Here is a 26,516-nt window from a genome sequence, read left to right as displayed (position 1 = left end):
GTCGGGCGGGCGTGGCTGCGTCATGCCTCCCTGCCCAACCCCGGGACGAACTGAACGACCCGGTCCGGCCGGACCCCGACACACCGGGCGGTCACTCACGCACGGTCGTGGCCGGGCGACACGGCGCCGAGGTGTGCGTCCCGAGCCGGCGAGCGGGAGGGCGTCGGGCGGCCCCCTCCAGGGCACCGCCCCGAGCGTGCGAGGGGTGGGGAGCAGGGGTCCTCCGACTCAGGACAGGACGACGAGCAGGTCACCGCCCTCCACCTGCTGGACGCCGCCGATGGCCAGCCGCTTGACCGTGCCGGCGACCGGCGCGGTGATCGCGGCCTCCATCTTCATCGCCTCGATCGTGGCGATCGGCTGCCCGGCCTCGACGGTGTCGCCCTCGCCGACCTGCAGGGTGACCACGCCGGCGAAGGGCGCCGCGACCTGGCCGGGGTCGCTGCGGTCGGCCTTCTCGGCGGCCTTGACCTGCGCGTCGACCGAGCGGTCGCGCACGCTCACCGGCCGCAGCTGCCCGTTCAGCGTGCACATGACCGTGCGCATGCCGCGCTCGTCGGGATCGGAGACGGCCTCCACGCCCACCAGCAGGGTGACCCCGAGCTCGAGGTCGACGGCGTGCTCGTCGCCGGGGCGCAGCCCGTAGAGGAACTCCTTGGTCGGCAGCACCGAGACGTCGCCGTAGGAGTCGACGTGCGCCTCGTACTCGCGCGTGGGTCCCGGGAAGAGCAGCCGGTTGAGGGTCTGCCGTGGCCGCTCGGCCAGCCCGCGCTCGTCGTCCGCGGACAGCTCGGCCGGCGGCTCGGCCGGACGGCGGCCCTCCAGCGCCCGGCTGCGGAACGGCTCTGGCCAGCCGCCGGGCGGGTCGCCGAGCTCGCCGCGCAGGAAGCCGATCACCGAGTCGGGCAGGTCGTACTTCCCGGGCTCGGCGGCGAAGTCCTCGACCTTGACACCGGAGCCGACCAGCTGCAGCGCCAGGTCGCCGACCACCTTCGACGACGGCGTGACCTTGACCAGCCGGCCCAGCAGCCGGTCGGCGGCGGCGTAGGCGTCCTCGACCTCCTCGAAGCGCTGCCCCAGGCCCAGGGCGATCGCCTGCTGGCGCAGGTTCGACAGCTGTCCGCCGGGGATCTCGTGGGTGTACACCCGCCCGGTCGGCGCCGGCAGCCCGGACTCGAAGGGCGCGTACACCCGGCGCACCGCCTCCCAGTACGGCTCCAGGTCGTTGACCGCGGCCAGGTCCAGGCCGGTGGCCCGCTCGGTGGCGTCGGTCGCGGCCACGATCGCCGACAGCGGCGGCTGGCTCGTCGTCCCGGCCATGGAGGCCACCGCGCCGTCCACCGCGTCGACCCCGGCCGACCAGGCGGCCAGCAGGGTGGCCAGCTGGCCGCCGGCGGTGTCGTGGGTGTGCAGGTGCACCGGTGCGTCGAAGCGCTCGCGCAGCGCGGTCACCAGCCGGGCGGCGGCCGGTGGCCGGAGCAGGCCGGCCATGTCCTTGATCGCCAGCACGTGCGCGCCGGCGTCGACGATCTGCTCGGCCAGCCGCAGGTAGTAGTCCAGCGTGTAGAGGTCCTCGCCGGGGTCGGAGAGGTCGCCGGTGTAGCACAGCGCCACCTCGGCGACCGCCGTTCCGGTCCCCCGGACGGCGTCGACCGCCGGGCGCATCTGGCCGACGTCGTTGAGCGCGTCGAACACCCGGAAGACGTCGATACCGGTGGCCGCGGCCTCCCGGACGAAGGCGTCGGTGACCGCCTCGGGGTAGGGCGTGTAGCCCACGGTGTTGCGGCCGCGCAGCAGCATCTGCAGGCAGATGTTCGGGACCGCCTCCCGCAGCGCGGCCAGCCGGTCCCACGGGTCCTCGTGCAGGAACCGCAGCGCCACGTCGTAGGTCGCCCCACCCCAGCACTCCAGGCTGAACAGCTGCGGCGCGGTGCGCCCGACGTGCCCGGCGACGGCGAGCAGGTCCCGGGTGCGCACCCGGGTCGCCAGCAGCGACTGGTGGGCGTCGCGGAAGGTGGTGTCGGTGACCGCCAGGGCCGTCCGGGCGCGCAGGTCGGCGGCGAAGGCCTCGGGGCCGGCCGCGATCAGGCGCTGCCGGGAGCCGTCCGGCGGCGGCGTGCGCAAGTCGAGGTGCGGCAGCTTCTGCACCGGGTCGACCAGGTGCGGCCGCTCCCCGTGCGGCCGGTTCACCGTGACGTCGGCCAGGTAGGTCAGCAGCCGGGTGCCACGGTCCGCGGAGCTGCGCGAGGTGAGCAACTGGGGGCGCTGCTCGATGAAGGAGGTGGTGACCCGCCCGGCGGCGAAGTCCGGGTCGTCGAGCAGTGCCTGCAGGAACGGGATGTTCGTGGCCACCCCGCGGATGCGGAACTCGGCCACCGCACGCCGGGCGCGGGCGACCGCGATGCCGAAGTCCCGGCCGCGGCAGGTCAGCTTCACCAGCATCGAGTCGAAGTGCGCACCGACCTCGGCGCCCAGCGCCGAGCCGCCGTCCAGCCGGATGCCGGCGCCGCCCGGCGAGCGGTAGGCGGTGATCCGGCCGGTGTCCGGGCGGAAACCGTTGGCCGGGTCCTCGGTGGTGATCCGGCACTGCAGCGCCGCACCCCGGAGCATGATCGTGTCCTGCGACAGGCCCAGGTCGGCGAGGGTCTCCCCCGAGGCGATCCGCAGCTGGCTCTGCACCAGGTCGACGTCGGTGACCTCCTCGGTGACCGTGTGCTCGACCTGGATCCGCGGGTTCATCTCGATGAAGACGTGCCGACCCTCCCGGTCGAGCAGGAACTCCACCGTGCCGGCGTTGACGTAGCCGATGGCCCGGGCGAAGGCGACCGCGTCGGCGCAGATCCGCTCGCGCAGCGCGGGGTCCAGGTTCGGGGCCGGGGCCAGCTCGACGACCTTCTGGTGCCGGCGCTGCACCGAGCAGTCCCGCTCGAAGAGGTGGACGACGTTGCCCGCGCCGTCGGCCAGGACCTGCACCTCGATGTGCCGCGGCTCTACGACGGCCTGCTCGAGGAACACCGTGGGGTCGCCGAACGCCGACTCGGCCTCGCGCATGGCCGCCTCGATGGCACCGCGCAGCTGGGCGCGGTCGTCGACCCGGCGCATGCCGCGCCCACCACCCCCGGCCACCGCCTTGACGAACACCGGCCCCTCGAACTGCTCGGCGGCGGCGACCAGCCCGTCGACGTCGTCGCCGGGGTCGGTTCCCTGCAGCGTCGGCAGCCCGGCCTCGCGGGCCGCGGCGATCGCGCGTGACTTGTCGCCGGTCAGCTCGAGCACCGACGCCGGCGGACCGACGAAGGTGATGCCCGCCTGCGCGCACGCCTCGGCCAGGTCCGGGTTCTCCGACAGGAAGCCGTAACCGGGGTAGACCGCGTCGGCCCCGGCCCGCTGCGCCGCGCCGACCACCTCGTCGACCGAGAGGTAGGCGCGGACCGGGTGCCCCTCCTCGCCGATCTGGTAGCTCTCGTCGGCCTTGAGCCGGTGGACGGAGTTGCGGTCCTCCCACGGGAAGACGGCGACCGTCTCCGCGCCCAGCTCGTAGGCCGCGCGGAAGGCCCGCACCGCGATCTCGCCTCGGTTGGCGACCAGCACCTTGGTGAACACAGCGCTCCTCAGGAGTCGGGACGGCCCGATGAGCCTCCCAGACGGGAGGGGCGCCGCGGGAGGGCCGACCGGGGTCCCGGCCGGACGGGTGCGGAGCCCGGTCCTCGGGGACCGGGCTCCGCCGTGAGCCGGCGAGCGGTGGGCGGCAGGCGGCCCCCTGCGGGGTCCCACCGCCGGCCCCCTGCAGGGTCCCGCCGCGAGCTTGCGAGTGGTGGGGGGCAGGGGGTCCTTGTTCAGGGGACGAGGATCGCCCGGCCCCGGACCTTTCCGGCGTCGAGGTCGCGGAGCGCGTCCACGGCCCTGTCGAGCGGGTACTGCTGGGTGTGCAGGGTGACCTTGCCGGCCTGCGCGAGCACCATCAGCTCGGCCAGGTCGGTGTAGGTGCCGACGATGTTGCCGACGATGTTCTTCTCGCCGGCGACGAAGTCCAGCGTCGGGATCCGGAGCTCGCCGCCGTACCCGATGACGTAGTAGGAGCCGGCCGGGCCGGTCATGTGCCAGCCGTCCATCTCCGCGCCCTGCTCGGCGACGAAGTCGAAGACGACCTCCGCGCCCCCGCCGGTCAGGTCCTGGACCGCCTGCACCTGGTTGCCGTCGGCGACCACGGTCTCGTCCGCCCCGATCCGCCGGGCGAGCTCCAGGGCATCGGGGTTGCGGTCGACGACGACGATCCGGGTCCCCGACAGCGCGGCCAGGCACTGGACGCCGATGTGGCCGAGACCCCCGGCGCCCTGCACGACCGCCGTCGTGCCCGGGTGCAGCAGCGGCAGGGCCTTGCGCACGGCGTGGTAGGCGGTGATGCCGGCGTCGGCGAGTGCGGCGACGTCGGCGGGATCGGTCGACGGGTCGAGCTTCACGCAGGCGCGGGCGGTGGTGCGCAGGTACTCGGCCATGCCGCCGTCGTCGTTCGACAGCCCGGGGAAGAAGGCGTTCTCGCACTGCATGTCCCGGCCGGCGCGACAGGCCGTGCACAGGCCGCAGCTGGGCTGGGGGTGCAGTATCACGGTGTCGCCGACGGCGACGTTGGTGACCCCCTCCCCGACCGAGTGCACCCACCCGGCGTTCTCGTGCCCGATCACGTAGGGCAGGTCGGGGTTCTGCAGGTCGGCCCACTGGCCCTCGAGGATGTGCAGGTCGGTGCGGCAGACCCCGGCGCCGCCGATCCTGACGATGACGTCGAGCGGACCCTGGATCTGCGGTTCGGGGATGTCGTCGATCGTGGGGTCGGCGTGGTACTCGTGGACGCGTACGGCCTTCACGGGTGGGTGCCCTTCGAGACGGTGAGCGGGAGCAGGGGACGGTCCCCGGGGCGGGGCGCCTGGTCGGCCTCCGACCCCGGGTAGCGGGTGGCGAGCAGACCCCGGCAGAAGTGCGCGTTGCCGTCGACGGAGATGCGCACCGAGCGGGCCCGGCGCAGCACGAGCTCCGCCTGCGCGGGGTCGGGGCGGGTGCCGTCGTCGTGCACGAGCACCGGCGCCCCGTCGTCCAGGGGCAGGCCAAGGGTCGCCCGCCGGCGCAGCAGCGCGTCGGTGGTGTGCTCCCCCGCCGGCAGGTCGCCGAGGGTGAGCGCCGCGACGTCCACCGTCGGGTCGCTGCGGAGCAGCGCGGTGACGGCCCGCTCCATCGCCGCGGTGTGCGCCTTGCGCTGGAAGGTCGCCCGCAGCTCGTCGAGGGACTCCTCCGCCTCGGAGCCGAAGGTGCCGCGGTAGCCGGCACCGGCGGCCAGGCCGCGGTTGATCAGGTCGGAGTCGGAGTGGTCGTCGAGCTCGACCACCACCGACTCCACCCCGGGGACGGCGGACACCGCGTCGTGGGCGTCGGAGACCATCAGCCAGGCGAAGTTCGGCGCGCAGAACGAGGTGGGCAGCCGCAGGTGCACCTCGACGGCGGAACCGTCCACCGCCACCGAGCGGACGAAGCCGACGTCGGTGATCGGCTCGTCCAGTTCGGGGTCGACGACGGTGCCCAGCGCGGCGCGCACCTCGGCCTCGGTTCCGGTCAGGGCGGGGAGGACGGCGGTCATCGGCGTCCCCCTCAGACCGAGGCGAGGTCGGCGGCCGCCGGCTCGCGCGGGCCGGTCGCCGTCTCGTCGGCGTCGGGCAGCTGCAGCTCGGCCGGCACCGGCAGGTCGTAGAGCCTGGCGGCGTTGAGGCCGAGCACCTTCTTCTTCAGCGCGGTGGTGAGCGGCGCGTACTCGGTCATGTCCTCGGGGATCTGGAAGTCCACGAAGCGCTCGACCAGCCACTTGGGCGTCCACAGCGCGTAGTCGCTGGAGAAGAGGATGCGGTCCTCGCCGAGCCAGTAGGTGAGCTCACCCATGATCTGGGCGAAGTACCGCGGCCGGGTGTGGATGAACGGGATGGCCACGGCCAGGCCGGCGTACACGTTGGGCTCCTGGGTGGCGATCCAGCAGAAGTCCTCCAGGCGCGGCAGCCCGCAGTGCTCCACGACGAAGTTGAGGTCGGTGAAGTCCGTGGCCGCGTGGTCGACATCGGCGACGTCGAAGGCGTCGCGGTCCAGCGGGCGGATCGTCGGGCCCTTGTGGACGTGGATGTTCGTGATCCCCAGCTCGCGGCAGAGCTCGAAGTAGCGGTAGGCCATCGGGTCGGTGAGCTTCCAGCCGCGCGACTCGCCGTGCCAGTCGGCGGTGTAGAGCTTCACGCCCTTGAGCTGCATGCGCTCGGCGTCGGCGCGCAGCCGATCCAGGCCGTTCTCCCCGTCGCGCGGGTCCCAGTGGTGGTTGTAGGTCAGCTTGTCCGGATGGGCCTGCGCGAGGGCGAACGCCTCCTCGGTCTGCCCGAAGCCCCGGTGGTAGAACTCGGCCAGCCGGGCCGGCTGGAAGATCGCGTGGTCGACGATCCCGTCGACGAACACGTCGCGCATCAGCCGCTCGCCGCCCTGGTAGAGGTACTCCTCGTAGGGCCACACCTCGGACTCCGGGCTGAGGTTGCGGTGGTAGTCGTAGAAGCAGTCGATGAACTGCTTGCCGTGGATGTTGCGCTGGTTCTCCGGGCGCGCGTCCCACAGGGCGATGTGGGAGTCCACGACGTGGTACTGCTCGCCGTCCTTGCTGTACATGCCGGCCTCCGTCAGCTCGGTGTGAGGGCAGTCACACTGCTCGCCCGACGCTAGACAGCCCGACGGGTGACGAGTAGGCGGTCGTTGTCTCACTTTGGGACGCCACCCCGCCCTGGTCAGCGCGTACATTGCGGGTGGCGCAGGCCACAAGGCGGGAGGTCGTCGTGGACGGGCGCTCAGCTGACCTCGCGGCGGCACCGGCTGCGCCGACCGGCAGCCGGCCGGCTGGACGGGCCACGGCGCCGCGCGTGCGGGCGTCCTGGCACCGCAGCCAGCGCTACGGCGTCCCCCCGGACGAGGTCATCCCCGTCTTCACCGGGTCGCTGGACACCGGGTCCCTGCTGTACGAGTGCGCGCACCGGGTCCTCACCGACCTGCAGGCGACGATCCCGAACGAACCGGTCAGCCTCATGGTGGCCGACCCCACGGGCCTCGTCCTGGCCCGGCTCGGCGACGACCCCGACATCCGGCGGTCGCTCGACCGCGTGCACCTGGCGCCGGGCTTCTCCTACCACGAGCGCAACGCCGGGACGAACGGGCTCGGGCTCTCCCTCGCCGACCGGGCGCCCACCCTGGTCCGCGCAGCGGAGCACTACTGCACCGACCTGCGCGGCTACACCTGCGCGGCCGCGCCCGTGCTCGAACCGGTGACCGGCGAGCTGGCCGGGAGCATCAACCTGACCACGTGGTCGGACTCCTCGTCCGAGCTCCTCCTCGGGCTGGCCCAGACGGCGGCGAGCGCCACCAGCGCGCTCATGCTCCTCCGCGCGGGCGGGCGGACGCTGCGGCTGGTGCCCCGGGGCGACGTCTTCCACGTCACCGGGGGCCGCCTCGCCCCCGATGACGGCGAACCGTGCGTCTCCGCGAGCTGGCGTGCCGCCGTGGAGGAGGCCGCGTCGGCCGTCGCCGCCGGGCGGGTGACGGCCGTCGTGGGCGAGCCCGGATCGGGCAAGGCCACGCTCGCCGTGCTGGCCCGCCGCCGGCTGTCGTCCCGGCAGCGGATCCTCCGCGCCCGCGCACCCGAGGCCGGCGACGTCCCGGCCTGGCTCGCGCTGTGGACCCCCGGCCTGCGCGACGCGGACACCTGCGTCATCGTGTCCGGGCTCGAGGAGCTGCCGGCCTGGGCCGTCGGCGAGCTGACCCAGATCCTGACCACCGCCCGCCGTGCCGGCCGGCCGCAGCCGTTCGTCCTGACGGCGCCCGGCTTCGCCACCCTCCCCGACGAGCTGGCCGGGCTGGCCGACACCGTCGTGGAGGCCGCGCCGCTGCGGCTCCGGGCCGACGACGTCCTGCCGCTCGCGCAGCGGTTCGCGCGCGAGGAGCGCCACCGCGCGGTCGACTTCACCCCCCGTGCGGCGCGCGCGCTGGTCAGCTGCGCCTGGCCGGGCAACGCCACGCAGCTGCGCCGCGTCGTCCGGGACGCCGCGGCGCGCACCGACGTCGTGGACCTGCACCACCTCGCCCCCGAGGTCCTCGACGGCGGCGCGCGCCCCCTCGGCCGGCTGGAGCAGCTGGAGCGGAACGAGATCGTGCGCTGCCTGACCGAGCCCGGCACCACGGTCACCCGCGCGGCCGAGGAGCTCGGCATCGGCCGCGCCACGCTCTACCGGAAGATCGCCCAGTACAAGATCACGGTGCCACCTCGATCCACGGACTGACGGCCCGACCGCCTCGCCCGGCCGACGCCGCAGCGCCCGTGCTGACCTGTGAGTGACGACACCGACCAGATCGGTCGGTCGACCGACCGATCTGGTCGGCGAGCCGCGTACCGTCTCCTGCGTGGCACGACCGTTCCGCCAGCAGGTCGACGAGGGCATCCTCGACCGGGCCGCTGCCCTCTTCGCCCGCCGCGGGTTCGCCAAGACGTCGGTGCAGGACATCGCGGACGCCGTGGGGTTGTCCAAGGCTGGGCTGCTGCACCACTTCCCCAGCAAGGACGCACTGCACGAGGCGGTCCTGGCACAGGCCGAGACCCTGGTCCGGCGCGTGCTCGACCAGCTGGGCGACCTGCCCCCCGGTCCGGCCCGCGACCGGCAGGCGCTGGAGGTCCTGGTCGACGTCGCCCTGGCGCACCCCGGGCTCGTCGCGCTCGTGCTCGCGCCGGTCACCGATCTGGGCGCCGAGCCGGAGCCCGCCGTCGCCGGCCTGGTCCTGCAGGCCTTCGACGTCGACCCCGGGACCACGGAGCCGCCGCGCTCGGTCCGGGTCATCGGTGCGCTCGCCGCACTCGCCGTCCTGACCCTGGCGGCGCACGCCCAGGACCAGACCACCGCCTGGCGGCGGCACATCGTCGCCACCTGCTTCGACGCGCTCGGCCACCACGGTGCCGGCGCCCCCCCGTCCGACCCCGACCAGGTGGAGGCCTGATCCCCCATGGCTGTTCTGTTGTCCAGGCTCGGTGCGTTCTCGCACCGGCACCGCGCGGCCGTCGTCCTCGTCTGGCTCGTGCTGCTCGTCGGCGGCGGCGTCGGGGCGGCAACGCTGGCCGGCGAGACGTCGGACAGCTTCGCCATCCCCGGCCAGGAGTCGACCACCGCGCTGGAGCGGATCAGCGAGGAGTTCGGGGCCGCGGGCGGCGCGACGGCGCAGGTGGTGGTCGTCGCCCCGGACGGCCAGGCCCTGACCACGCCGGGGAGCGCCGCGGCCCTCGGCGCGCTGGTCGCCGAGCTGGACGAGCTGCCCGGCGTCGCGTCGGCCAGCAACCCGCTGGACCCGGCCGCGCCGTCGGTCAACCAGCAGCTGACCACCGGCTACAGCACGGTCACCTACGAGGCGCCGGTCGGTGAGGTCCCCCCCGAGCAGCAGGACGCGCTGACCTCCGCCGTCGAGGACGCCGGGGACGGCGCGCTCACCGTCGAGGTCACCGGCCAGGCGATCCAGGAGCCCCCGCACGTGGGCGGCCCCGCGGAGGTCATCGGCGTCGTCGTCGCGCTGGTGGTCCTCGCCGTCACCTACGGCTCCCTGGTCGTGGCCGGCATGAACCTGCTGACCGCGGTCGTCGGCGTCGGCATCGGCGTCCTGGGCATCACCATCGCCACCGGCTTCACCGACCTGTCCTCGACCACCCCGATCCTGGCCGCGATGCTCGGCCTGGCCGTCGGCATCGACTACGCGCTGTTCATCGTCAGCCGGTTCCGCCAGGAGCTGCGGCGGGGCGCCGACGTCGGCACCGCGATCGCCACGGCGGTCGGCACGGCCGGCTCCGCGGTCGTCACCGCCGGGCTCACCGTCGTCATCGCGCTCACCGGCCTGTTCGTCGCCGGCATCCCGTTCCTGACCCAGATGGGTCTGGCCGCGGCGGCGACCATCGTCGTCGCCGTCCTGGTCGCGCTCACCCTGGTGCCGGCCGCGCTGGGCTTCCTCGGCTTCCGCGCGCTGCCGAAGCGGCAGCGCGCCACCGCGCCGACGCACCACGCGGCCAGCCAGGGCTTCCTCGCCGGCTGGGTCGGCACGGTCACCCGGCACCGCCTGGTCGCCCTGCTGCTGTCGGTCGTCGCACTGGGCGCCGTCGCCGTTCCGTTCTTCTCGATGCAGACCACGCTGGTGCAGACCCCGCCGGAGGACAGCAGCCAGGCCCGGGCCGAGCAGCTGCTCGCCGACGGCTTCGGCGCGGGCTTCAACGGCCCGCTCACCGTGCTGTTCGAGGGCGACGGGGCGGTGCAGGCCGCGACGGCGGCCGCGGGCCAGGTGAGCGGTCTGGACGACGTCGCGATCGTGACCCCGCCGGTGCCGAACGCCGACGGCACCGCCGCGCTGCTGTCGGTCATCCCGGAGTCCGGGCCGACCGACCCGGCGACCGAGCAGCTGGTCGCCGACCTGCGCGACCTGCTGGCCGACGTCGACGGCGCGCAGGCCTCGGTCACCGGCGCCACCGCCGTCAGCGTGGACGTCGCCGCGAGCCTGGACGCCGCGCTGCCGGTCTACCTGGCCCTGGTCGTGGGCCTGGCCCTGGTGCTGCTCGTGCTGGTCTTCCGCTCGCTGCTGGTGCCGCTGGTCGGCGTCCTCGGCTTCGTGCTCACCGTCGGCGCCGCACTGGGCGCCACCATCGCGGTGTTCCAGTGGGGCTGGCTGGCCGACCTGGTCAACCTCGAGAGCACCGGCCCGCTGATCAGCCTCACGCCGATCCTGGTCATCGGCATCCTGTTCGGGCTGGCGATGGACTACCAGATCTTCCTGGTGTCCCGGATGCACGAGGCGCACAGCCACGGCACCGCGCCGCTGGAGGCTATCCGCACCGGGTTCCGGCAGGCGGCCCCGGTCGTGGTGGCGGCCGCGCTGATCATGTTCTCGGTGTTCGCCGGGTTCGTGCCCTCCGGCGACGCCACCATCAAGTCGATCGCCTTCGCCCTGGCCGCCGGCATCGCCTTCGACGCCTTCGTCGTCCGCATGGTGCTCGTCCCCGCGGCGCTGGCCCTGCTCGGCGACCGGGCCTGGTGGCTGCCGGGCTGGCTGCGCTGGCTGCCCACCCTCGACGTCGAGGGCGCTGCGCTCGAGCGGCAGCCCGACCGGCCGCAGGTCCAGCAGCCCGAGGTGGTCGGCGCCGGCGAGCGCTGACCCCTCCCGCACGCACAGCGCGGCCCGCCTCCCCTCCGGGAGGCGGGCCGCGCTGCTACCCGGACCAGGTCGGGGTCACTCGTCGAAGACGAGTGACGGGGTGTCGACGCGCAGGGTCTGGCCGCGGAAGAACTCCGGGTGCCGCGCCCGCCAGACGAGCATGAGGACCGCGCCGAGCAGCAGCAGCCCGATCCCGACGACGAAGACGCTGCCGACGCCGAACACCGAGGAGCCGCTGCCGTAGGCGGGGTCGAGGGTGTCGACCGCCGTTTGGACGAACACCGCGGTCAGCATCAGTGCGCCCAGCAGCGGCAGCACGCCCTTGAACACCAGGTCCCGCGCGCTGCGCCGCAGCTCGTGCCGGAAGTACCAGACGCAGGCGTAGGCGGTCAGGCCGTAGTAGAAGCAGATCATCAGGCCCAGCGCGTAGATCGTGTCGATGAGCACGTTCTCGCTGATGATCGTCATGCCCACGTAGAACGCCGCCGTGGCGGCCCCGGCGACCAGGGTGGCGGTCGACGGCGCCCGGAAGCGCGGGTGCACCTCCGCCAGCCGCTGGGGCAGGGCGCCGTAGGTGCCCATGGCGAGCATGGTCCGGGTGGTCGGCAGGAAGGTGGTCTGCAGCGACGACGCCGAGCTGGCGACGACGGCGAGGAAGAGCAGGAACGCCAGGCCCGGGCCCATGACGGGGCCGGCCAGCGCGGCGAAGACGTTGTCCCCGGTGTCGGGGTTGCCCAGGCCGGTGCCCTCGGTGCCGATGCCGGCGTACATCTGCACGACGATCGCCACGCCGACGTAGGTCACGATGATGACCAGCATGGTCAGCAGGGCGGCCCGGCCCGGGGTGCGGGCGCTCCCGGCGGTCTCCTCGTTGACCGTCAGGCAGGTGTCCCAGCCCCAGTAGATGAACAGCGAGAGCGAGAGGCCGGCGGTGAAGGCGCTGAAGGAGGTGATGGCCGTCGGGTCCAGCCAGGACAGCTCGAACGGGATGGCGCCCGGCGCCGAGCCGGACTTGGCAAGCGCCAGGACGGCGAACACCGCGAGCACGACCATCTGGAAGCCGACGAGCACGTACTGCACGCGCTTGGTGGCCTCCACGCCCCGGTAGGTGATCCAGGTCGCGACGGCGACGAAGGCCACGCAGGTGAGGGCGTTGACGACCGTGTTGTCGCCGAGCGTCGCCACCGACTCCGACCCGGTGATCTCACCGAGCAGCAGGTAGAAGAAGGACACCGCCACGCCGGCGAGGTTGGACAGCACGATGACCGTGGCCAGCAGCGCGCCCCAGCCGCACAGCCAGCCGACGTAGGGGTTGAACGCCTTGGTCGTCCAGGTGAACGACGTCCCGCAGTCCGGCGCCACCCGGTTGAGCTCCCGGTAGGCGTAGGCGACCAGCAGCATCGGCAGGAAGCCGGCCAGGAAGATCGCCGGCATCTGCAGGCCGACCTCGGTCACCGTGGGACCGAGGGTGGCCGTCAGCGCGTACACCGGTGCGATGCTCGACACCCCGAGCACCACGCTGGCCAGCAGGCCCACCGAGTTGGTGGACAACCCCTTCGTCCGCAGATCGGTCTGCCCGGTCCCGCGGTCCTGTCCCACCGCCATGCGGCCCTCCTGTCGTCGCACCGCTGTCAGCGGCCTGTCGCCGGCCCGGCGGTGTGCCGCGCCTCACACGGGACAGCAGGCCAGCCCCCCGTCCTGCAGGGGAAGAGGCCACGCTGTACACCCGGCTCGGGTTCCGTCGACACTCCGGCACGACCATGACCGACGGATCCGAGCGCACGGAGCATGCACCACGACTGTTTCGTGTGCGCGTCTCCGAGCGCCGCGCTCATTCCGTCGTGTGAGAGCGCGGGGAGCGCGGGTCACCGGAACGAACACCCGACGGAGGTCTTGGCATCTCGGAAACCGTCGTCTAACGTGTCCCTGGACACGGATTCCGTCGTCCAGATGGGTGCTGATCACCCGTACCCGCCGTCTCCTCCCGCTCGACCGATCGGACCTCGACACCATGACGCGCTACGGCGCCCAGTTCGGGCCGGACATCACCTACCTCGGCGTCGACCGCTGCGACCTGTCGGATGCGGCGTCGTTCGCCGGCGCCGACGTCGTCGTCCTCGGCGCCCCCTTCGACGGCGGCACGTCGCACCGCCCGGGCACCCGCTTCGGCCCCCAGGCGATCCGGATGACCGACTACCTGCCGCACGACGGCTCCCGGCCGAGCCTCGCGCTGCGCACCGACGGCCTGCGCGACCTGCGGGTGCTCGACGCCGGCGACGTCGAGATGTACTCCGGCGACATCGAGACCGCGCTGCCCGCCCTGGAGGCCGCCGTCGAGACCGTCACCCGGTCCGGCGCGATCCCGGTCGTGCTCGGCGGGGACCACTCGATCGCCTTCGCCGACGCCAAGGGGGTGGCCAACGTGCTCGGCCACGGCCGGGTGTCGATGGTCCACTTCGACGCGCACGCCGACACCGGCGACATCGAGTTCGGCTCGCTGTGGGGCCACGGCCAGCCGATGCGCCGGCTCATCGAGTCCGGGGCGCTGCGCGGCGACCGGTTCCTGCAGGTCGGCCTGCGCGGCTACTGGCCGCCGCCGGAGACGCTGGACTGGATGGCCGCGCAGCGGATGCGCTCCTACGAGATGACCGAGATCGGGCACCGCGGCCTCGACGCGTGCCTCACCGAGGCGTCCGCGATCGCCACCGACGAGTGCGACGGCGTCTTCCTGTCCGTCGACATCGACGTCTGCGACCCGGGGCACGCGCCGGGCACCGGCACCCCGGAGCCCGGCGGGCTCACCGCCCGGCAGCTGCTGGACGCCGTCCGCCGGCTGTGCCTGGAGCTGCCGGTCGTCGGTATCGACGTCGTCGAGGTCAGCCCGCCCTACGACCACGCCGACATCACCGCGGCCCTGGCCAACCGGGTCGTCCTCGAGGCGCTCTCGGCGCTGGCCCGCCGCCGGCGCGACGCCCGCGACGGCACCCGCTGGGACCCGTCCCTCCCCCTGCTCGCGAACCGCCCCGACACCCAGGAGAACCCGTCATGACCGAGCTCGCGACGTCCTGCCACGCCTCCGGCACGGCCGGCGGGCCCGCGACCGCCGGCACCCCGCACCCGCTCGACCCGCTGACCGGCGAGGAGTTCCGCGCCGCGGCCGCGATCCTGCGCCGGGACAGGGGCGTCGACGAGCGCTGGCGGTTCGCCTCCATCGAGCTGCGCGAGCCGGCCAAGGACGTCGTCCGCGCGTTCTCCCCCGGCGACCCGATCCGCCGCGAGGCCCGGGTCACCGTCTGGAGCCGCGACGAGGGGACGCCGTACAAGGCGGTGGTCTCGCTCACCGACGGCCACACCACCGAGGGCAGGGTCGTCTCGTGGGAGGCGGTGCCCGGCGAGCAGGCCAACATGACCCTCGACGAGTGGCACGAGGCGCACGAGGTGCTCATCGCGCACCCGGCCGTGGTCGAGGCGCTGACCAAGCGGGGGATCACCGACCTCGACCTCGTCCTCATCGACACCTGGGCGTACGGCCACTCGCTGATCCCCCAGGGCCTGCAGGACCGCCGGGTCGGCTGGACCGACGTCTGGCGCCGGTCGGTGCCCAACGGCAACCCCTACGCCAACCCGGTCATGGGCCTGCACTTCGTCGTCGACCTCAACACGATGGAGCTGCTCCACGTCGAGGACAACCCGCCCCCGGCGCAGGCCCCGGTCATGGGCGAGTACGTGCCCTCCCTCGTGCCCGGGCTGCAGCAGCGCACCGACGTCAAGCCGCTGGAGATCACCCAGCCGGAGGGCGTCTCGTTCGAACTCGACGGGCACGAGCTGCGCTGGCAGAACTGGACGATGCGGCTGGGCTTCAACCACCGCGAGGGCCTGGTGATCCACCGGGTCGCCTACGACGGGCGCCCCATCGCGCACCGGATGTCGTTCGCCGAGATGGTCGTGCCCTACCGCGACCCCAGCCCCGACCACCACCGCCGCACCGCCTTCGACGTCGGCGAGTGGGGCCTGGGCTTCATGACCACCTCGCTGAAGCTCGGCTGCGACTGCCTCGGCGAGATCACCTACGTCGACGCCGTCCTGCACGACACCCGCGGCGAGCCCTACACCATCGAGAACGCGATCTGCCTGCACGAGGAGGACGACGGCGTGCTGTGGAAGCACGTCGACGAGCAGGCCGGCGCGGAGGTGCGCCGGTCGCGGCGGATGGTCGTGTCGTTCCACGCCACCGTGGCCAACTACGAGTACCTGACCTACTGGCGCTTCTACCAGGACGGCACGATCCAGTGCGAGGTCCGCGCCACCGGGATCATGGTGACCAGCGCGTTCGAGGGCACCCCGCCGGCCTACGGCACCGTCGTCGACGAGCGCACCTACGCACCGATCCACCAGCACTTCGTCGTCGCGCGGCTCGACATGGAGGTCGACGGCCCGGAGAACACCGTCGTCGTCACCGAGAGCGAGGCGCTGCCGGTGTCGGAGGACAACCCGTACGGGCTCGCCGTCGTGACCCGCAGCCGGCCGGTGGAGACCGAGGGCGAGGGGCGCCTGGACGTCGACTTCGCCACCCAGCGCAGCTTCAAGGTGGTCAACCGGACCCGGCCCAACCGCCTCGGGACGGCGCCCGGCTACAAGCTGTACCCCAACTCGGCGCTGCCCTCGATGGCCTCCGCGGACGCGCCGTTCCGGCAGCGGGCGCAGGTCATCGACCACCCGGTGTGGGTGAGCCGGTTCGACGAGGAGGAGCGCTGGCCCTCCGGGGAGTTCTGCAACCAGAGCCGCCGCGACGCCGGCCTGCCGGAGTGGCAGCGGGCCGACCGCCCGCTCGTGGACACCGACGTGGTGCTCTGGCACGTGTTCGGCATCCACCACGTGCCGCGCCCCGAGGACTGGCCGGTCATGCCGGTCGACGTCGTGTCGTTCGAGCTCAAGCCGGTCGGCTTCTTCGACCGCAACCCCGCGCTCGACGTGCCGCCGGCCCCGGGCACGTGCCACTGAACGCGACCGCCCTCGAGCCGCTCGGCGCGGCGGCCCTGCCGCGGCTCCTCGCGCGCAGCGCGGCGGGGGCCGCGGCAGGGTGCGCCGCGGTGCACGGGCTGGCGCTGGTCGCCGCGCCGCACCCGGGGGCGGCCGGCACCGCCGCGCTCGCCGCGGCCTGCCTGCTGTGCGCGGTGCACCTGTGGCGCCGGCCCGGGCGGGCGGGGTGGGGTCTGCACGTCGTCCTGACGACGGCGATGCTGACCGCGCACCCGCCTGCGGTCGCCCACCATGCCGCAACCGGCCCGGCCGGGTGGGCCGGGCCGGTCGCGGCACTGCTGGCGGTCGTCGCGCTCCTGCTCGCCGGGGTGCGGGGATGCGGTGCGGTGCGCCGGCCCGGCTGACGATCAGCAGCGGTGTGCTGGTCGGCGGTCATCCGTCGCGGTCCTCGACACGGTCCCCGGTCAGCGCCGCGACAGGCAACGCACGCCCGGAAGGCGGCTCCACGGAGACCGTGGGGGCGACCGCTGTGGGTCCTCGTGCAGGGAACGAGGCGTCCGGAGCCCCGCCCTCCACCGCGGGCTGCGTACACCCGGCCGTCGGATCACCCGGCGGGCTGTTGCATCCGCGGCAGTCGGCCGAAGACCTCCGGGCCGACCCGCAGACCCTCCTCCGCCGAGACGGCCGGGAAGACCGAGATGTCGAAGACGTCATTCCACTCGAACACGATCTCCATGATCGGGGCGAAGGAATCTGCCGAGACGGCCGTGACGACCTGGTACTCCGCCGACAACGGCCAGTACTCGGTGGCCACCTCGACGCCATCGGGGTACCGCCAGGACGCCCGGCGCATCAAGGCGGCATCCCGTTCCTGCGGTGACAGCGACGGGCGGAACTTGAGAAGCGCCACGTACTCCACGAGGACCCCCAGGCGCCGAGACGATGAAGGATGGTCGGACGGTAGCGATGGGGAGGACACCGCTGGAAGGGTCGTTGGCCACCAGGGCTCGAGGGCGGCAGCCGTCACTCGCAGCGAGGCGGGCCCGCCGCCGCGGGGTCCTCGAGTGAGCCGCTCGACACTCACCTCGCACGTCCCCGAGCCCGCACGCCGGGGTGGAGACGCCTGGCCTCCACCCCGCCCGCGGCCGGAGCCGGTTCGTCGACCGCGCGCGGCCGACCTGAGCCGCCCCGGCGCTGGTGCCAAGGTCTGGGTATGACCAGCCTCGACGACGTCGCGGCCCTCGCCGCCGACGAGCACCACCTCGCGGTCGTCTCCACGCTGCGGGCCGATTCGACCATCCAGGCCTCGGTGGTCAACGCGGGGATCCTCGACCATCCGGCGACCGGGCGGCCGGCGCTGGCCTTCGTCACCTACGGCCGGGTCAAGCTGGTCAACCTCCGCGCCCGCCCGCAGGTGACCGTGACCTTCCGGTCCGGCTGGCAGTGGGCGACGGTGGAAGGACGCGCACAGGTCGCCGGGCCCGAGGACCCGCAGCCGTGGCTGGCCGACGCCGACCAGCTCCGCCTGCTGCTGCGGGCGGTGTTCGCCGCGGCCGGCGGCCGGCACGACGACTGGGACGAGTACGACCGGGTCATGGCCGAGCAACGGCGCACCGCCGTGCTGGTCGATCCGAACCGGATCTACAGCAACGGATAGGCGGCGCCGCGACCGTGCCCCTCGGGCCGGCAGCCCCGGCGATCACCGCGCCCTGTGCGCCGGAACGGCCTCGGCCTGGCCCAGCCGGTGCGGAAGGCCCTCCCCCACCGGGGCGTGGCCGGCGTCGGGGGGCCGGGGCACCGTCGGCGCCTGCGGAGGTGGCCGGCCGGGCTGGTTCAGTCCGGCCGGATGTTCTGGTTGAGACGGAACACGTTCCCGGGGTCGTACCGCCGCTTCAGCGCGCGGAGTCGTTCGTACTTCGCCTCGCCGTACGCCTGCCTGACGCGGGCGTCCCCCTCCTCCATGAGGAAGTTGACGTAGACGCTCGTGTGGAAGGGCGCCAGGGCCGACCAGTAGTCGCGCGCCCACTGCCGCTGGGCGTCGAACCCGTCTGCCGTGGCGGTGTTGCCGTTGATGTTGAAGGTGAAGCCGGCGTCGCGGCCGTTGAAGGCCGTCTCGTCAGCTCCCACCCGGGCGACCGCCCCGCCCATCTGCCACAGTGCGATGCTGCTCAGCGGCGAGCTGATCCGCCTGCCGTGCTCGGCGACGATGTCGATCACGTCGTCGCCGAGTTCCGCGACGTCGCACGAGCGGACGTAGTACCAGCAGCCGTGCCGGAACGACGGGTCGAAGAACCGCTGGTGGGCCACGAACGGCTTGGGCCCGAACACGTCCAGGACCGGTGAGCCGTGCTCCCGCATGGGACGCAGCACCCGCTCGCCGTCGTCGACGTCACCCGCGTAGCAGGCGGCCACCGCGATCACGGGACGGCCGACCAGCTCGGCCGGGACGACGGGCAGTGGCGGGGCCAGCCGCTGCACGACGATGGTCATGAGCTCGTCCGGGCAGTCCGCGAGCCAGGCCCGATGGAAGCGGAGCACGGACTCGGCCTGGTCCATCGGCCAGAAGGTCGCGCCGGCCATCACCTGCGGGCCGAGGGAGTGGAGCCGGAACCGGAAGTCGGTGACGACGCCGAAGTTGCCGCCCCCACCGCGCAACCCCCAGAACAGCTCGGGGTTCTCGTCCTCGCTGGCCCGCACCAACTCGCCCTCGGCAGTCACCACGTCGGCCGACGACAGCGAGTCCACGGTCAGCCCGTACCGGCGCTGGAGCCAGCCGGTGCCACCACCGAGGGTCAACCCGGCCAGACCGGTGTGCGACACGATGCCGGCCGGCACCGCGAGCCCGTGTTCCTGGGTCGCGGCGTCGAGCTCGCCGAGGAGCACCCCGGCCTGGACGCCGGCCACCCGCGCGTCGGGGTCGATGCGGATGCCGGACATCGGGCGCAGGTCGACCAGCAAGCCGTCGTCGCAGGTCGACAGCCCGGGGAAGCTGTGCCCACCGCTCCGGACCGCGATCGGCAGCTGGTGCTCCTGAGCGAAGCGGAGTGCGATGCGGACGTCGTCCACGCCGGCGCAGCGCGCGATGAGCACCGGACGCCGGTCGATCGAGCCGTTCCAGACCCGGCGGTGCTGCTCGTACCCGTCGTCCCCGGGAGCGACGACCTCGCCGAGCAGGGCGGCGCGGAGGTCCGCGACCGCCGTCGCGTCGACCGGGCGCGGGGAGACCGTGTCGGAGTTCGTCGGAGCGGCCATGCGCGGCAGTGTCGCGTCACCGCGGAGCGCCGGCAGCGACCGAGGTTCCACCCTGCACCTGACTGAGGCGGATCGGATCGAGGATGTCGATGTGGTCCGGGTGGGTGTGGATGACTCCGGCGTCCCGGAGGTCGCGGAGCACCCGCACGACCACCTCCCGCACCGTGCCGACGGACTCGGCCAGCTGCCGCTGACTGACCCGGACCTCCACCACCGGCTGCGCTCCCCGCGTGGCCCTCGACTCCTGGGCCGCCAGGTCCAGCAGGTGGCGCGCGACGCGCTGGCGCACGCTGGTGAACGCGCTGCCGGTGATCTCGTGGACGAAGCTCAGCACGCGATCGGCCAGCTCGTGCAGCAGTGCGTCGGCCACGCGGGGGTCTTCGGCAGCGGCCCGGCGCACGACGTCCGGGCACAGGTGCAGCAGCCGCGCGTCGACGACCGCCTGGATGCCCGCGGGCATGCGGAAGCCGGTGGCGTACAGCGACACGGCGCCGATCAGCGCGCCCCGCCGGCAGTACCGCACGGTCAGGGTCCGACCGTCCGGCGCGGTCACGAAGACCCGGACGAGACCGTCGACGACCAGTTCCAGGTGCTCGGTCGCCTCGCCTTCCCGGTGCGTCACCGAACCGGCCGCTGTCCGGACCACGCGGGCCCGGACCAGGAGCCGCTGGACGGCCGGGGCGGGGAGCCGAGCCAAGCTGGATGCGGCCAGCGCGGCTCGGACGCCGTCGTCCACCTGGCTACCATAGGGCGCGCGGCGGCGCTCTCGACCCCCGCGCACCACCGGTCTCGCGAGGGACCGGGCAGGCGGCCGCACCCGCAGCACGTGCTGATCGGCCGCAGTCGCCCTGCGCGCGCGACATCGACGCCCAGTCGCGCACCACGGCGAGGCCGACCGATCGGCGAACCTCGGCCGCCCTCTCTAGTACACAGCCCGGCGGCGGACCATCCTGGGCCGACGGCCCGCTGTTCGCGAGCGAGGAGGACCGTCATGGGGAGCGACGAGACGTCCACGGTCGCTGACCGGTCTGCTCCGACGAGAGCTGCCCCGGCGCCCGATCGGCGCTACGACTGTCTCGACGACGCCGCCCGGCTGGCCCGCCGGTACCTCGACGGGCCGGGGGATCGACCGGTGACCGCAGCGGCGGGGCTCGATGAGCTGCGCGCCGTCCTGGCGCGCCCGCTCCCCGACGAGGGCGAGGATCCCTCGGCGGTCGTCGAGAGCCTGGCGCGCGACGTCGAGCCCGGGCTCGTCGCATCGGGTGGACCGCGGTACTTCGGGTTCGTCATCGGTGGCGCGGTGCCGACCGCGGTGGCGGCCGACTGGCTGGTGTCGGCGTGGGACCAGAACGGCGGGGGCTTCGTCGCCTCACCGGCCCTGTCGGTGGTCGAGGAGGTCGCCGCAGCCTGGGTGCGCGAGCTCCTCGGTGTGCCGGCGTCCAGCGGGGTCGGGTTCGTCACCGGCTGCCAGATGGCGAACTTCACCTGCCTGGCCGCCGCGCGGCACGCGGTCCTGCGCGACGCCGGTTGGGACGTCGAGGCGCACGGGCTGCACGGGGCACCCCGGATCCGCGTCCTGACCGGCGAGTACGCGCACGTCACCATCGGGGTCGCCTGCCGACTGCTCGGGCTGGGCCAGCTCGTCGATGTGGTGCCGGCCGACAACCAGGGGCGCATGCGCGCCGACGCGCTGAGCGAGGCTCTCGCCGACGGCGCCGACGGCCCGACGATCGTCTGCGCTCAGGCAGGTGAGATCAACACCGGGGCGTTCGACCCGTTCCTCGACATCGCCCGCCTCTGTCGTGATCACCGTGCGTGGCTGCACATCGACGGCGCGTTCGGACTGTGGGCCGCCGCCAGCCAACGGCGGCACACTCTCGTGGCCGGCGCCGAGCAGGCGAACTCGTGGGCGACCGACGGCCACAAGTGGCTCAACGTCCCCTACGACTGCGGGATCGCCATCGTCGCCGACGCGCAGGCCCACCTCGCGGCCATGACCTCGACCAGCGCCTACGTCCCGGCCCACGCCGCCGACGTGCCCTACGGCCTCGACTGGACACCGGAGTTCTCCCGGCGGGCACGGGGGGTCACGGTGTTCGCGGCCCTGCGGCAGTTGGGCCGCCACGGCCTGGCCGACCTCATCGATCGGTGCTGCGACCACGCCGGGCTGATCGCTCGACGCCTCGCCGCCGAGCCCGGCCTCGAGATCGTCAACGACGTCGTGCTCAACCAGGTGCTCGTACGCTTCGGCGACGACGACGCCCTCACCGACGCGGTGATCGAGCGGGTGCAACGCGACGGAGTCTGCTGGCTGGCCGGCAGCACGTTCCGCGGACGCAGGGTCATGCGGATCTCGGTCGTCGGGTGGCAGACGACCCCAGCCGACGCCCACCGCAGCGCCGACGCGATCATCACCGCCGTGCGCGCAGCAGGCGGATGACGCGATGCCCGGCGGCCTCCATCGGACGGCCCGCGGACCGATCGACAGGACGGCGACGACCGCGACGCCGCCCGGGGCTCCCCAGCAGTCGGTGACCCGGTCCACGGGTCGGACGCTGTCGTCCCCCTTTCGGAGCCGCCCGCTGGCATCCTCCGGGAGTCGCCAACGGACAGGAGACCGACATGAGCGGCGGTTTCGCCTTCCCCAAGCCGGAGTTCGACATCGAGTCGACCGTCGAGCGTGCGATGGCGCTGATCAACCGGACCCTCCAACCCTCCCTCGAGGAGGCCCAGCAGGTCGTCGACAAGGTCCGTGCAGGAAGGCCCCTGGTCGCACCCGGGGACCTGGTCGGCCAGGTGACGCGCGGAAACCGGATCAGGGCGGCGCGAGCGGTCTCCTACTCCCTGCCGTCGATCCTCCCGGGTTACGGGACGGCGATCTCGGCTGCCGCGCTCCCGGTCGCGTTGAGGGAGGTCCTGAGGGAGTCGGTGAGTGCGGCGATCAAGGTCGGACTGCTCTACGACCGGGACCTCACCGACCCCGAACTGACCCGCATCGCCGTCCTCCTGGTCCTCACCGACGGCGCGGTCACGCTCGACAAGACCGGGCGGATCCGTCCGGACGCGATCCTGGGACCCCACGCGTCGCTGCTGGGGCGGACCGCTGCGTACGACGCTGTGGCGGCGCTGACGGCGGAGGAGCGGCAGGAGATCGCCGCCTCCCAGTCGGAGATGCTCCGGGCATGGGCGCTGGCGGTCGGACCGCCGCTCCTGGCCGGGCTGTTGCCCTTCGGCTTGGGCCCCATGGCCGCCGCGAACTACATGCAACACGTCCTGAAGGGGACGATCACGGCCGCCGCGCGGGTCTTCGGGCCCGCCACACCCGCGCCGGTGACCGTCGACGAACTCCCCGAGCGCGAGGTCCAGCCGGACCGCGCCCCATCCTGAGGCAGAGCGTCAGCCGGCGTGCGGGCGGACCAGCTGGAGACGCGGGTCCTCCCGATCGACGAGGTGGTCGACCCGGTGGCTCAGTCGCGAGGCAGGGCCCGGCCGTCGGGCAGGGTGCGGCCGCTCAGCAGCGCCACGAGGCGGCCGCTGTCGGCGCGCACGCCCTCGCCGCTGCCCCAGCTCCAGTCGGTGTCGGTGGCCTCGAGACGGACGCCGGTCAGGTCGACGCCGAACAGTGCGCCGTCGGCGGCGGTGAGCTGGTCGAGGACGGCGACCACGGCCGCCCCCGGCGCGACCGCCGGCCGGTCGAGCGCGACGGTGACGTCGAGGGAGTGGATGACGGCGTGGCTGAGCGCACCGGCCGCGCCGCCCGGCGGCTGCCACGCGTGCAGCAGCGGGGAGCGCAGCGCGGCCAGCTGGTCGGCCACCGGGAGGGAGGCGTCGCGCGCGGCCACGGTGTCGGACAGCACGGTGAAGTCCCCGCCGGCCGCCGCCATCTCGGCGCCGAACTGGGCGGGTGTCAGCCGGGTCGGCATCGCCACGTGCGCGATCACGTGCCGGACCTGCCACCCCTCGCACAGCGACGGGGCGCCCCAGGTGTCGGCGGGTGCGGAGGCGAGCAGGTCGGCGAGGCCGTCGTAGGTCGGTGCCACCCAGGACTGCGGGTCGGTCACGGTCGCTCCTCCCGGATCAGGCGGGCGAGGTGCTCCTCGAGCGCGTCGAGCGAGGTGAGGAAGCCGGCGCGGGCCTCGGGCGAGCGCATCGGCTCGGGCACGTGGCGCTGGTGGATGACGACCTCGGTGCTGCCGTCGCCGAGGTCGGTGAGCGTGCTGGTCGTGTGCACACCGCTGGCCGGCTCGACCCAGGCGAGCCGTTCGGGCGGCACGACCTCGGTGAACGTGGCGACCATCCGGTGGCTGCCGCGGTCGCCGACCATCAGGGTCTCGAACCGGCCCCCGGCGTGGAGCTCGACGACGATGCCGTCCAGCGGGGTGGACATGCCGCGCGGACCCCAGAACTGCGCGAGCTCCGTGGGCTCGGTCAGGCACCGCCACACCAGCTCGCGCGGCGCACGGAAGACCCGCCGGTGGACCAGCTCGTCGACGCTCACCGCTGCTGGCCGTCCTGCAGGCGGGCCAGGCGCGCCTCGAGCCGGTCCATCCGCTCGGCCCACGCCCGCCGACTCTCCTCGATCCAGGACACCGCGGCCTCCAACGCCTGCGGTTCCAGCCGGCACGGGCGGGTCTGCCGGTGCCGGCTGCGGCTGACCAGGCCGCACCGCTCGAGCACCCCGATGTGCTGGGACACGGCCTGCAAGGTCATGGCGTACGGGGCCGCGAGCTCCCCGACCGTCGCCTCCCGCTCGCTCAGCCGGGCCACGATGTCACGCCGGGTGCGGTCGGCGAGCGCGGCGAACATCGCGTCGAGCCGCTCGTCGTCGATGGTGACCGCCACACGGATTACTCAAGCAGATGCTTTATCAAGAGTCAACTGGAGTACCCCCACTGGCTCGGCGAGAGCTGCGACGCCCCCGAGGGCCGTCGGACGACCGCCCCGTCCCGGCCGCACCGGTGGCGCGCCGGGCCCAGTGGCCGTTCCTCGGTGCGGCCGCCCGGTCCCGGCCCACGGTCGGGCACGACGCCCCCGACGCCTGGCCTCCGGGCCACGGTCACCCACGTGGCAGAGGTGCTGTTCGACCTCGGCGGCGCTACGCGTCCCCCCGGTCCTCGAGCAGCCGGCGGATCGGGGCGAGCGCCGCCTCCAGGGGCATCGCGCGCGCGACCAGGTCACGCACGGCGGCAACCGGCCGGGAGGTCCGGAACAGCAGCCGGGCCAGGGACCGGGAGTTCTGCTGGGCGGCCTGCACCCGCGGCCGCTGCAGCGCCTCGTAGCGGCGCAGCGCTCCGGGCACCGACTCCCGCGTCGCCCCGGTCAGCAGCCGGCCCAGCACGGCGGCGGACTCCATCGCCATGCCCGCCCCGACGCCGGCCGTCGGGAGGAAGCCCGCTGCCGCGTCGCCCACCAGGCCGACGCGGCCGAGCGTCCAGGTCGCGGCCCGGACGTCACCGAGCGGCCAGGGGTGCACGCCGTCCCCGTGAGCCACCGCGGTCAGTGCGCGGTCGAGGCGGCCGTCCGTCGTGCGGAGGCGGGCCCGGACGCGGTCGGTGAACCCGGCCCTCCCCTCCTCGGTGGCCCGGCGGGGACCGCCCACGAAGACACCGACCTTGCCCGGCACCGGATAGGTGCCGAGGAAGAACCCGGGACCCCAGCACTCCTCGTAGCGGTCGGGCGCGTCGTCGGGCGGCATCCAGCCGACCCATCCGCTCCAGCCCGTGTCGTGGCCGGTGACCTGACCGGGCGGGAGGACCAGCGACCGGGTGGCCGAGCGGATCCCGTCGGCCGCGACGACCGCGTCGAACTCGGCCCGCTCCTCGCGGACGCCGTCGGTGAGCACGGCGCGGACGCCGTCCGCCGACTGCTCCAGACCGGGAACCGTCGCGCCGTGCGTCACCGGCGCTCCGGCCGTGGCCAGCGCGGCCAGCAGTTGCCCGCGCTCGATGCCGCGGTAGTCCCCGAACGCCAGCAGCCCCTCCAGGGTGTACTCGCGCAGCGGCCGGCCGGCCCGGTCCCGCAGGGCGTAGCGGCGCACCGGCACGCTGCGCTCCCGGTACGCCTGCTCCACTCCCAGGCACCGCAGCGCGGGGTCGACCAGCGGCATCAGCCCGAGCATGTAGCCGGGGTCGGCGTCCGGGGCGCGCCGCTCCACCAGGACGGGGTGGAGCCCGGCACGGCGGAGCAGCTGGGCGAGCGTCACCCCGGCCACACCGGCACCGACGACCAGGACGCGCACCGCGTCGTCCCGGACGGCGGCCAGCTGATCGGACAGGGGAACCGGTTCGAACACGTCAGCTGCCTCCTTCCCGGGTCAGCCGCCGGTCGCCGGACCCGGCGGATCGGGGTCGAGGAACTGCACGACCTCCACGTGCGTCCCCTCCGGCGCCACCAGGTGGAAGCGCCGCTGACCCCACGGCATGTCCTCCAGCGGGACGGCGATCGGCACGCCGGCCGCCCGCAGCCGGCCCTCCTCCTGCGCCGCGTCGTCGACCAGCACGGCGAGGGTCACTCCGTCGACGTCCCGTCCACGGAACGGGGCGGGGACCGAGGGGTGGTCCCTCGCGACGAGGTCGAGGACCTGCTCGGGGTGGTCGGGGTGGTGCAGGCTGACGTACCAGCCGAGGTCGACGGCCGGCGTGAAGCCGAGGTGGTCGACGTAGAAGTCCCGGCTGGCGGCGACGTCGCCGGTCGCCAGCGCCGTGGCCATCCTGGTGAACTGCACGGGATCCTCCGATCGCAGGGGTCGTAGCACGGTCGAGGCGTCAGCGGACGGCAGCCGTCCGGGCACCGGACGGGCGGCGATCAGCACGTGCACCACGACCGCCCCGGGATCCGGCTGTCGAGCCGGCCCGGCGGTGCACCACCGCGAGGAGCGCGGCGACTCGTCAACACGGCTCCCGTCCTCGACCGCCGCACCGAGCAGGTGGCCGCACCGGGAGTGCCCGACCCCGGGGAGCGCGCACGGGACCTCCTCACCTCCTCGACGGACTGCTGTTCACCCGTCCCACCGCCAGCGGTGCAGGTCGTCCGTCCCGGTCGGCGCAGTC

The 26,516-nt window shown here is 73.8% G+C and carries 22 protein-coding genes; 9 read left to right on the top strand and 13 right to left on the bottom strand.

Annotated features, from left to right (window positions below; translation table 11 throughout):
• Positions 1–228: 228 nt before the first annotated feature.
• The 4 genes from BUB17_RS11845 to BUB17_RS11830 all read right to left on the bottom strand — a co-directional run bounded on the left by BUB17_RS11845 (position 229) and on the right by BUB17_RS11830 (position 6,681).
• Entirely contained in the window at positions 229–3,603 is a 3,375-nt protein-coding gene (locus BUB17_RS11845) for a pyruvate carboxylase (RefSeq protein WP_072918199.1), read from the bottom strand.
• A gap of 233 nt (positions 3,604–3,836) precedes the next feature.
• Positions 3,837–4,862, bottom strand: a complete 1,026-nt coding sequence (locus BUB17_RS11840; protein WP_072918197.1) for an NAD(P)-dependent alcohol dehydrogenase — start codon at positions 4,860–4,862, stop codon at positions 3,837–3,839.
• Positions 4,859–5,626, bottom strand: a complete 768-nt coding sequence (locus BUB17_RS11835) for a metal-sulfur cluster assembly factor (RefSeq protein ID WP_072918196.1) — start codon at positions 5,624–5,626, stop codon at positions 4,859–4,861. The genes BUB17_RS11840 and BUB17_RS11835 overlap by 4 nt, the downstream gene beginning before the upstream one ends.
• An 11-nt stretch (positions 5,627–5,637) precedes the next feature.
• A complete protein-coding gene (locus BUB17_RS11830; protein WP_072918194.1) occupies positions 5,638–6,681 on the bottom strand; it encodes an amidohydrolase family protein in 1,044 nt (347 codons plus the stop codon).
• Positions 6,682–6,929: 248 nt separating this feature from the next.
• Here BUB17_RS11830 and BUB17_RS11825 point away from each other — a divergent pair, with 248 nt between their 5' ends.
• The 3 genes from BUB17_RS11825 to BUB17_RS11815 all read left to right on the top strand — a co-directional run bounded on the left by BUB17_RS11825 (position 6,930) and on the right by BUB17_RS11815 (position 11,235).
• The gene (locus BUB17_RS11825) at positions 6,930–8,339 is read left to right on the top strand and encodes a helix-turn-helix domain-containing protein (protein ID WP_072918193.1); all 1,410 of its coding nucleotides are present in this window, start codon (positions 6,930–6,932) and stop codon (positions 8,337–8,339) included.
• Positions 8,340–8,460: 121 nt separating this feature from the next.
• Positions 8,461–9,048: a TetR/AcrR family transcriptional regulator gene (locus tag BUB17_RS11820; RefSeq protein ID WP_072918191.1), complete on the top strand. Its 588-nt coding sequence runs from the start codon at positions 8,461–8,463 to the stop codon at positions 9,046–9,048.
• 6 nt (positions 9,049–9,054) lie between these two features.
• Complete coding sequence (locus BUB17_RS11815; RefSeq protein WP_072918189.1) at positions 9,055–11,235, top strand: MMPL family transporter; 2,181 nt, start codon at positions 9,055–9,057, stop codon at positions 11,233–11,235.
• Positions 11,236–11,310: 75 nt separating this feature from the next.
• Here the strand turns inward: BUB17_RS11815 and BUB17_RS11810 are convergent, their stop codons facing one another.
• On the bottom strand, positions 11,311–12,840 hold the full coding sequence (locus BUB17_RS11810) for an APC family permease (RefSeq protein WP_072918188.1): 1,530 nt from the start codon (positions 12,838–12,840) through the stop codon (positions 11,311–11,313).
• Between the two features lie 406 nt (positions 12,841–13,246).
• Between BUB17_RS11810 and speB the strand changes: the two genes are divergently transcribed.
• Genes speB through BUB17_RS11795 form a run of 3 tightly spaced genes read left to right on the top strand, consistent with a single transcriptional unit; the run spans position 13,247 to position 16,619 of the window.
• Positions 13,247–14,284, top strand: coding sequence for an agmatinase (gene speB, locus BUB17_RS11805; protein ID WP_072918305.1), 1,038 nt, complete (start codon positions 13,247–13,249; stop codon positions 14,282–14,284).
• Positions 14,281–16,236, top strand: a complete 1,956-nt coding sequence (locus BUB17_RS11800; RefSeq protein WP_072918186.1) for a primary-amine oxidase — start codon at positions 14,281–14,283, stop codon at positions 16,234–16,236. Before speB ends, BUB17_RS11800 begins: the two co-directional genes overlap by 4 nt.
• Entirely contained in the window at positions 16,227–16,619 is a 393-nt protein-coding gene (locus tag BUB17_RS11795; protein ID WP_072918184.1) for a hypothetical protein, read from the top strand. The genes BUB17_RS11800 and BUB17_RS11795 overlap by 10 nt, the downstream gene beginning before the upstream one ends.
• A gap of 200 nt (positions 16,620–16,819) precedes the next feature.
• Here the strand turns inward: BUB17_RS11795 and BUB17_RS11790 are convergent, their stop codons facing one another.
• Positions 16,820–17,125, bottom strand: coding sequence for a DUF3303 domain-containing protein (locus BUB17_RS11790; RefSeq protein WP_141242996.1), 306 nt, complete (start codon positions 17,123–17,125; stop codon positions 16,820–16,822).
• Between the two features lie 303 nt (positions 17,126–17,428).
• On the opposite strand from BUB17_RS11790, the gene BUB17_RS11785 reads away from it, so the two are divergent.
• Positions 17,429–17,872 carry a TIGR03618 family F420-dependent PPOX class oxidoreductase gene (locus BUB17_RS11785; protein ID WP_072918180.1) on the top strand — a complete coding sequence of 148 codons (444 nt, stop codon included), beginning with the start codon at positions 17,429–17,431 and terminating at the stop codon, positions 17,870–17,872.
• 176 nt (positions 17,873–18,048) lie between these two features.
• Here the strand turns inward: BUB17_RS11785 and BUB17_RS11780 are convergent, their stop codons facing one another.
• Positions 18,049–19,467 carry an FAD-binding oxidoreductase gene (locus BUB17_RS11780; protein ID WP_072918304.1) on the bottom strand — a complete coding sequence of 473 codons (1,419 nt, stop codon included), beginning with the start codon at positions 19,465–19,467 and terminating at the stop codon, positions 18,049–18,051.
• 16 nt (positions 19,468–19,483) lie between these two features.
• Positions 19,484–20,203, bottom strand: coding sequence for a Crp/Fnr family transcriptional regulator (locus BUB17_RS11775; protein WP_072918179.1), 720 nt, complete (start codon positions 20,201–20,203; stop codon positions 19,484–19,486).
• Positions 20,204–20,458: 255 nt separating this feature from the next.
• Here BUB17_RS11775 and BUB17_RS11770 point away from each other — a divergent pair, with 255 nt between their 5' ends.
• Both BUB17_RS11770 and BUB17_RS11765 read left to right on the top strand, forming a co-directional pair.
• Positions 20,459–21,907 (top strand): pyridoxal phosphate-dependent decarboxylase family protein, encoded by a 1,449-nt coding sequence (locus BUB17_RS11770; protein WP_083606282.1) that lies wholly within the window; start codon positions 20,459–20,461, stop codon positions 21,905–21,907.
• 182 nt (positions 21,908–22,089) lie between these two features.
• Positions 22,090–22,854, top strand: coding sequence for a hypothetical protein (locus BUB17_RS11765; RefSeq protein ID WP_072918178.1), 765 nt, complete (start codon positions 22,090–22,092; stop codon positions 22,852–22,854).
• 80 nt (positions 22,855–22,934) lie between these two features.
• On the opposite strand, the gene BUB17_RS11760 is transcribed toward BUB17_RS11765, so the two are convergent.
• The 5 genes from BUB17_RS11760 to BUB17_RS11740 all read right to left on the bottom strand — a co-directional run bounded on the left by BUB17_RS11760 (position 22,935) and on the right by BUB17_RS11740 (position 26,191).
• Entirely contained in the window at positions 22,935–23,528 is a 594-nt protein-coding gene (locus BUB17_RS11760) for a maleylpyruvate isomerase family mycothiol-dependent enzyme (RefSeq protein ID WP_072918176.1), read from the bottom strand.
• Positions 23,525–23,965, bottom strand: coding sequence for an SRPBCC family protein (locus BUB17_RS11755; RefSeq protein WP_072918175.1), 441 nt, complete (start codon positions 23,963–23,965; stop codon positions 23,525–23,527). The genes BUB17_RS11760 and BUB17_RS11755 overlap by 4 nt, the downstream gene beginning before the upstream one ends.
• Entirely contained in the window at positions 23,962–24,309 is a 348-nt protein-coding gene (locus BUB17_RS11750) for an ArsR/SmtB family transcription factor (RefSeq protein ID WP_208983380.1), read from the bottom strand. The genes BUB17_RS11755 and BUB17_RS11750 overlap by 4 nt, the downstream gene beginning before the upstream one ends.
• Before the next feature lie 253 nt (positions 24,310–24,562).
• Complete coding sequence (locus tag BUB17_RS11745; RefSeq protein WP_072918173.1) at positions 24,563–25,759, bottom strand: FAD-dependent oxidoreductase; 1,197 nt, start codon at positions 25,757–25,759, stop codon at positions 24,563–24,565.
• Between the two features lie 21 nt (positions 25,760–25,780).
• The gene (locus tag BUB17_RS11740; RefSeq protein ID WP_208983379.1) at positions 25,781–26,191 is read right to left on the bottom strand and encodes a VOC family protein; all 411 of its coding nucleotides are present in this window, start codon (positions 26,189–26,191) and stop codon (positions 25,781–25,783) included.
• Positions 26,192–26,516: the final 325 nt, after the last annotated feature.

The sequence above is a fragment of the Geodermatophilus obscurus genome, from assembly GCF_900143215.1.
Taxonomy (GTDB): Bacteria; Actinomycetota; Actinomycetes; order Mycobacteriales; family Geodermatophilaceae; genus Geodermatophilus; species Geodermatophilus obscurus_A.
The sequence above is the reverse complement of the archived record's forward strand: the minus strand, read 5'-3'. Positions and strand labels throughout refer to the sequence as shown.